Annotated in this window: 9 protein-coding genes; 4 read left to right on the forward strand and 5 right to left on the reverse strand. The window is 30.0% G+C overall.

From position 1 onward, the window contains the following. Positions 1–549: 549 nt before the first annotated feature. The gene (locus ABWO04_RS08785) at positions 550–1,239 is read right to left on the reverse strand and encodes a DUF4294 domain-containing protein (protein WP_353079227.1); all 690 of its coding nucleotides are present in this window, start codon (positions 1,237–1,239) and stop codon (positions 550–552) included. 86 nt (positions 1,240–1,325) lie between these two features. Between ABWO04_RS08785 and ABWO04_RS08790 the strand changes: the two genes are divergently transcribed. Continuing rightward, positions 1,326–2,408 (forward strand): M42 family metallopeptidase, encoded by a 1,083-nt coding sequence (locus tag ABWO04_RS08790; RefSeq protein WP_353079229.1) that lies wholly within the window; start codon positions 1,326–1,328, stop codon positions 2,406–2,408. A 17-nt stretch (positions 2,409–2,425) separates the two neighbouring features. Then, positions 2,426–2,785, forward strand: coding sequence for a nuclear transport factor 2 family protein (locus ABWO04_RS08795; RefSeq protein WP_353079231.1), 360 nt, complete (start codon positions 2,426–2,428; stop codon positions 2,783–2,785). Between the two features lie 42 nt (positions 2,786–2,827). Here ABWO04_RS08795 and ABWO04_RS08800 read toward each other — a convergent pair whose 3' ends face one another. The 3 genes from ABWO04_RS08800 to nadC all read right to left on the reverse strand — a co-directional run bounded on the left by ABWO04_RS08800 (position 2,828) and on the right by nadC (position 5,299). Beyond that, on the reverse strand, positions 2,828–3,388 hold the full coding sequence (locus ABWO04_RS08800; RefSeq protein ID WP_353079233.1) for a chalcone isomerase family protein: 561 nt from the start codon (positions 3,386–3,388) through the stop codon (positions 2,828–2,830). Positions 3,389–3,451: 63 nt separating this feature from the next. After that, complete coding sequence (locus tag ABWO04_RS08805) at positions 3,452–4,372, reverse strand: YihY/virulence factor BrkB family protein (protein WP_353079235.1); 921 nt, start codon at positions 4,370–4,372, stop codon at positions 3,452–3,454. Between the two features lie 69 nt (positions 4,373–4,441). Then, positions 4,442–5,299, reverse strand: coding sequence for a carboxylating nicotinate-nucleotide diphosphorylase (nadC, locus tag ABWO04_RS08810; RefSeq protein ID WP_353079237.1), 858 nt, complete (start codon positions 5,297–5,299; stop codon positions 4,442–4,444). Positions 5,300–5,472: 173 nt separating this feature from the next. Between nadC and ABWO04_RS08815 the strand changes: the two genes are divergently transcribed. Both ABWO04_RS08815 and ABWO04_RS08820 read left to right on the forward strand, forming a co-directional pair. Then, on the forward strand, positions 5,473–5,967 hold the full coding sequence (locus ABWO04_RS08815; protein WP_353079239.1) for an RNA polymerase sigma factor: 495 nt from the start codon (positions 5,473–5,475) through the stop codon (positions 5,965–5,967). Positions 5,968–5,970: 3 nt separating this feature from the next. Next, positions 5,971–6,606 carry a DUF8845 family protein gene (locus ABWO04_RS08820; RefSeq protein WP_353079241.1) on the forward strand — a complete coding sequence of 212 codons (636 nt, stop codon included), beginning with the start codon at positions 5,971–5,973 and terminating at the stop codon, positions 6,604–6,606. Between the two features lie 35 nt (positions 6,607–6,641). Here ABWO04_RS08820 and ABWO04_RS08825 read toward each other — a convergent pair. Further along, positions 6,642–7,319, reverse strand: a 678-nt coding sequence (locus tag ABWO04_RS08825; protein ID WP_353079243.1) for a lysophospholipid acyltransferase family protein, incomplete at its 5' end; no start/stop codon positions are given.

A 7,319-nucleotide genomic window follows, 5' to 3' on the forward strand; every position in this document is an offset into this window, starting at 1 on the left:
ATTCTTATATGCTGTCAATCCAATATGTCTATGAACTTATTCTCTTATTTTTTGCCTTCTCTTTGAGTTAGCGGGTGCAAAAGTAGAACCTTTTTTTTTATTACCAAAACTTTAATACACTTTTTTTTGAGAAAATTGTATCTCCGTTTTGTTGTAACTAAATTGTAAATGAACTTTTCTTCTGCGGGGTGCAAAGATAACATCTTTATTTACTAATTACCAAATCTTTTTTTATCCTTTTATCAAAAATAAAATTCGTAGGATTTAAGTATTGTTTAATAAAGAACGTCGCTCTGAATGCGGGTGCAAAACTAACAACTTTATTCGGATTTCCTAACCTTATTGCTATCTTTTTTTAAAGTATTTTCTTAGCTTCTGAAGCACAATAAGTTACATAGCAAGAAATCTTGATAAAAAAGTTTTGCGGGGGAATTCAACTGAAAAAATAAGGCCCATAGCCCTGATCGTAGCGGCATCCTTTTTGTATAGTGGGCTTTATTTTCAAAGTCCACTAGGCAAAAAGATATAGCGGAGAGCAGGAAAGAGCTGCTAATTAAGTTTTACTTTTTCTTTATTTTTTGCTGCCCAATTTACTCTTAATTCGGATTCTGAAATTGGTTTTTTAGCTTCTTGTTTTGCTAATTTGCCTTCATCGAAAGCACGTTGAAGATAGGATTCAATATAAAAATCTTCTGGGACTTCCATAGGATCATACGTTTTCTTTAGATCGATATTGAATAATTTTGCGGTATTGTTAGACCAAAAAGCTTTCCAGCCACTTTTGTAATTCTTAATTAAATCGAAAGTGGTTTGTCCGGTTTGACGATTAATAAGTTTGACTAAAATTTGCCCTTGTTTTTGAGATAATTTTTTAAGCTTTGGTTCGAACTCTTCATTTAAGTACTTTTCTACAAGCTTAAAATATTTTCTTTTTTCTTTTGGAGATTTTAACTTTGCCATTGTAGCATTAATTTGCATTAACTTTTCGGCAGTTAATTTTGCATATGGATATACTACTCGGACTCTAAACTCGAGTAGTTTTATTTGTTCGCGTTCTGCTTTTGTAAGTTTTACAGTATTTTCATCAGAAATAGTGACCTCTTCAATTATTATTTCTCGTATAGTATCTGAATCTTTAATGTATTCTATAGTATCGGACACACCCGAACCTTCTCCTTCTTGTGCAGAAAGTGATAAAAAATTTAAAAACAAAAGTGTTATAAAAATAGTACGTACCATATCGTATATATTAAAGTGTAAAATTATAAATTTTATTAGCAAGTTAGATGCCAATTTTTTATTTTAGCAAAAAAAGTTTGAATTTTATGAAAAGTATTTTAAAAGATAGTTCGATTGCATTTTTAGAATCGTATTTAAATAACGCATCGCCAACAGGTTATGAAAGTGAAGGACAGAAATTATGGATGAATTATTTAAAACCGTATGTGGATACTTTTATTACCGATAATTATGGTACTGCAGTTGGAATTGTCAATCCAGACGCTCCATTTAAAGTGGTAATTGAAGGACATAGTGATGAAATTTCGTGGTATGTGAATTATATTACTGATGACGGATTGATTTATGTAATAAGAAACGGAGGAAGTGATCATCAAACCGCGCCTTCAAAACGCGTGAATATTCATACCAAAAAAGGAATTGTACGTGGTGTTTTTGGATGGCCTGCTATTCATACAAGAATTGCTGGAAAAGAAGAAACGGCAAAAGTAGAAAATATTTTTATTGACTGCGGTTGTAGCACCAAACAAGAAGTAGAAGATTTAGGCGTTCACGTAGGATGTGTAATTACTTATCCAGATGGTTTTGAAATTTTAAATGGAAACAAATTTGTTTGTAGAGCCATTGATAATAGAATGGGTGGTTTTATGATTGCTGAAGTGGCCCGACTTTTAAAAGAAAACAAAAAATTACTTCCTTTTGGATTGTATATTGTAAATGCTGTACAAGAAGAAATTGGCTTAAGAGGCGCAGAAATGATTACGCAAAGCATTAAGCCTAATATTGCCATCGTAACAGATGTAACACACGACACCTCTACACCAATGATTGATAAAAAAATTCAAGGTGATATTAAAATGGGAAAAGGTCCAGTTATTGCATACGCTCCTGCTGTACAAAATAAGTTACGAGAATTAATAACTGATACTGCAGAAGAAAAGAAAATTCCGTTTCAGCGAAATGCTACATCAAGAGTAACTGGCACAGACACGGATGCTTTTGCATATAGTAATGGCGGTGTGCCAAGTGCATTAATTTCATTACCATTACGATATATGCACACTACAGTAGAAATGGTTCAGAAAGAAGATGTTGAAAATGTAATTAAATTAATTTACGAAACATTGTTAAAAATTGAAAATAATCACGATTTTTCTTATTTTAAATAACATTTTTTAGTCGTAATATGATGTTGGAAAATGAAGCTATAGCCAAAAAATGGTTTGAGGCATTTAACTCGCACAACCTTGATGATTTATTATATTTATATGATGAAACAGCCACGCACTTTAGCCCAAAATTAAAGATAAGAAAACCAGAAACCAATGGTTTAATTAAAGAAAAAAGCGAATTAAGAATTTGGTGGAATGATGCGTTTGACAGACTTCCTACTTTATACTATAAAGTGACTTCGTTAACATCCAACAATAACAGGGTGTTTATGGAATATGTTAGACAAGTTGAAGGCGAAGAAGATATGCTTGTTGCAGAAGTTTTAGAAATTGAAGCTGGTAAAATAATTTTTTCCAGAGTGTATCACGGATAAATTAGCAAAAAAAATCCCGCCATTTAGACGGGATTTTTTTTATTATTTTCCAAGCATTCCTGCTTTTAAATCGTCATCTGCAGGTTTGTTTCCTAACCAAATTCCGAATAATGCTTTTTTGAAGTCCATACCTTCTATTGTTCCTTTTTTGGTACCGTTTTTGTAAACTGAAACGCCTTCATTAGGAACATAAACTATAATAAAAACATCTTTTTTGTTAATTACATCTTTAAAAAAGCCTTTGAATTTATCAATTTTTGCTTTTAAAGGTGCTGTTTTTTTACCTGTTGAATTCTCAAAGCCTTCATTGATTGCAGTAATCATTTTTTCAGAAGAAATTAAACCTGAAACGATATTCAATTTAATTGCCATAGCTTCATTAGCTGCAGAAATTGCGTTTCCATCTGTAGATTTTTTAGTGACGTACAATGAACCAACATACATGTCCATGAACATTTTTTCTCTTGTTCCGGCACCGTTTAAAGTAAGATTTTGCCCTTCTACAGAAAGTTTAGCATCAACTTTAACGTCGCCAATTGTTTTTTGTGCTGAAGCGAAAACTGCTGTTAAAGCAATAAATAATGTGAAAATTTGTTTTTTCATAATAGTTAATTTTAATTTTTGATGTCGCTAAGTTACACTTAATTTTTATTTCTTCCTACTAATTTATTCTTTTTTAGAAGTTTTCAATTGGAATATGAATGCATTTAATTCGAATCCTAATAAAATTAATATGCAGTTTAACCATAAGTAAAACATCATTACCAGAAGTGTTCCAATAGACCCATACAACTCGTTATATCTGGCAAATTTTTCTACATAAATTCCAAATAAATAAGAAGTTAAAACAAATAAAACGGTTGTCATTACAGAACCACAACTTATAAAAGAAATTTGTTTGGTCTCTTTTGTGCCAAATTTATACAGTGTAGATGTGATAATCAAAATCATAAGTATCACAAATAAGTATCTTGTTGATTCAATTAATGGGATTTTAGAAATGTAGCCACTTTGTGATTCAATTTGATGAATTAATACAGCTACAAAAATTAATATCGCGACGGTTAACAATAATAAAAATGCAATTACTATTGATAGTGCAATCGCAATAAGATATTGACTAAAGTAGCCTCTTTTTATACTTATATTTTTAGACATTTCAAATCCATCAAGCAAGGCATTAATACCATTTGACATTAAAAAAATGGATAATAAAAACCCTGAAGACAACAAGCCTTTATAACTATTATTTAAAATATCTTTTAAAATAGTTTCAATGGCATCATACGTATTAGGAGGAACACTTTGAGATACAAATACTAAAAAATCGTTTTGAAAATTATCTAAAGGAATAAATGGAATTAAGTTTAATAAAAATAAAGCAAACGGAAAAAGTGCCATAAAAAAACTAAAAGCAATAGCACTTGCTCGATGGGTAACTCCGCCTGAAATAATTCCAAAGAGATATAATTTTATTACATCATACAACGAAGTTCCTTTTAAACTTGGAAACTGAATTTTTTGAAGTAGTAAAATTACTTGTTTTACTATTGGTTTAGATTTTATGGTTTCTTTATTGATGTTCATAAATTGGTACGCATTTTGGTATACACGGATTAGAAAAACTCATTAAATCTGTGTTATTGATCTTGTAATTTAAATTGCTTTTAAGCTCAAATCCATATTATGAACAGAATGCGTTAAAGCGCCAGACGAAATATAATTTACGCCACATAAAGCGTAATCTCTAATTGTGTTTTCGTTAATATTTCCAGAAGATTCTGTTAAACATTGATTTCCGATAACGTGAACTGCTTTTTTTGTTGTTTCAAAATCAAAATTATCTAACAAAATTCGATACACACCACCAGCTTTTAATATTTCTTCAACTTCTTTTATACTTCTGGCTTCTACGATAATTTTTAAATCTTTATTATGCTCTTTTAAATATTGTTTGGTTTTCGCAATTGAAGCAGTAATTCCGCCAGCAAAATCGTTATGATTGTCTTTTAGCATAATCATATCGTACAATGCAAATCGATGATTTTCGCCACCTCCAATTTTTACGGCCCATTTTTCACAAGCTCTAAAATTAGGTGTTGTTTTACGAGTATCTAAAATTTTCGCACCAGTTCCTTCAATTAATTTGACATAACTTTTAGTTTTTGTTGCTATTGCACTCATTCGTTGCATACTGTTTAAAACCAATCGTTCTGCTTTTAATATGGATTGAGAACTTCCGTGCACGTGAAAAACGATATCGCCAAACTTCACTTCAGTTCCATCTTTAATAAAAATTTCAACTTTAAGGTTTGCATCTACATAGTTGAATACCATTTTGGCAAATTCTACACCCGCTATAATTCCGTTATCTTTTACTAAAAGCTTTGCACTACCTTGCGCTGAAGCTGGAATACAAGCTAATGAACTGTGATCACCATCGCCAACATCTTCTCTTATTGCATTGGAAATGATTAAATTTAATTCGGTTTGAAATTGTTGTTCTGTAATCATATTATTTAAACTCTATCTGGAATGTATAATTACAAATTTAAGCTATATTATGGTATTTTGGAACACCAATTAAAGAAATAAATAAAATATTTAAAATTCTATAATTGATAAATGAAATTAAAATTTGTTTACCATCTTTGTAACAAAATCGAAAACATCACTACATATACTATATGATATCGGAAACGGAAGATAATTTTGTAAAACAACTCAAGGCAAATCAGAATATTGTCCACAAAATTTGTAGACTTTATACTTCTGATCAAGACGCGCATAATGATTTGTTTCAAGAAATTACTATTCAGTTATGGAAAGCGTTTCCGAAATTTAGAGGGGAATCAAAATTTACTACTTGGGCCTATCGTGTAGGACTAAATACAGCAATTACTTTATATCGCAAAAAGAAAAGAAGTATTGAAACTACGCCTTTTGACTCAGAATTTCATCGTATCAATACAGATGAATATAATTTTGAAGAAGAAGAACAATTAAAACTAATGTATAAAGCCATTGCGGAGTTAAATGACATTGACAAAGCTTTGATGTTTTTATATTTAGAAGACAAAGATTACACTGAAATATCAGAAACACTGGGGATTAGCGAAGTGAATGCACGTGTGAAAATGAACAGAATTAAAGGGAAACTTAAAAAAACATTAAATCCGTAACTTATGGATGAATTAGAATTATTAAAAAAAGATTGGAAGAAAAACGATGGGCAATTTAAACAAGTTTCTGAAAATGAAATTTACGGAATGTTGCACAAAAGTTCATCTTCTATTGTAAAATGGATTTTTATTATTAGTATTTTAGAAATTATTTTGTGGACAAGTTTAGGCTTCTTAACAAATAACGACACCTATTGGAAAATGCTTAATAAGTATCATTTAAAAACATTTATGGTGATTATTTCTATAATTAATTATGCAGTAATTATATATTTTATATACAGATTTTACACCAATTATAAAAAAATAAATGCAATTGATTCAGTAAATCATTTACTTAAAAACATTATAGATTCCAGAAAAACTGTGAAACAATATGTAACATATAATTTATTAATGATAGGTTTTATATTAATTGTAGCATTTGTAGCTCAAACAATGTACGAACCAAAACTTCAAGAAATTATAAATCGTTTTGGAGAAAATTCAAACAAAGGTTACGTTTTAGTTTTTGGGATTTATTTTATTTTTATTTTAGTCTTTACATTCATGATTTGGCTTTTCTACCGATTGATTTATGGATTTTTTATGAAAAGATTAAAGCGAAATTATAATGAATTACAAAAAATAGAGTATTAAAAAAAAGTCCTGATAAAATTTTATCAGGACTTTTTTTAATATTTCCATTGACGTTCTCTATCTAATTTAGTAGCTTCTTCTAAATCTTCCTGAGGAATTACTTTTAAAAACGAAGCGTGTTGTTCAATCGCATATTCTATTTGTTCAACGATTTTTTCAATAGAATCATTCTCGTAGTCTATATCTAATGGCGGTTTAATTTCCATTGATTGTAATATCCCTTTTTTCTTTACAAATAATCCTTTTCTATCGAATGATCTTCTAAACCCATCTATTACTATTGGTACAACAATTGGTTTGTGTTGTTTAATAATATGTGCTGTTCCTTTTCGTACTGGTTTAAAAGAACGAGTAGTTCCTTGCGGAAATGTAATTACCCAACCATCTTCTAATGCTATTTTAATATTTTCAGTATCATTCGGATTCACATCTCTTTGCACATCTTTACCTTCAGCACGCCAAGTTCGTTCTACAGTAATAGCACCAACATAAGCTAAAATTCTTGGCAACAAACCTTCTTGCATTGTTTCTTTAGCTGCAACGTAATAAATATTTAATTTCGGCTGCCACAAGTAAAATACATTTTTAATATTATTTTCCCGTCCTTTTAAAGCTGCGTTAAACACGTGAAACATAGCGGTTACATCTGCAAAATACGTTTGATGGTTAGAAATAAAAAGCACGTTTCTATCTGGTAAATTTCGAATAATATC

Source organism: Flavobacterium sp. (assembly GCF_040382755.1).
Classification (GTDB): Bacteria; Bacteroidota; Bacteroidia; order Flavobacteriales; family Flavobacteriaceae; genus Flavobacterium.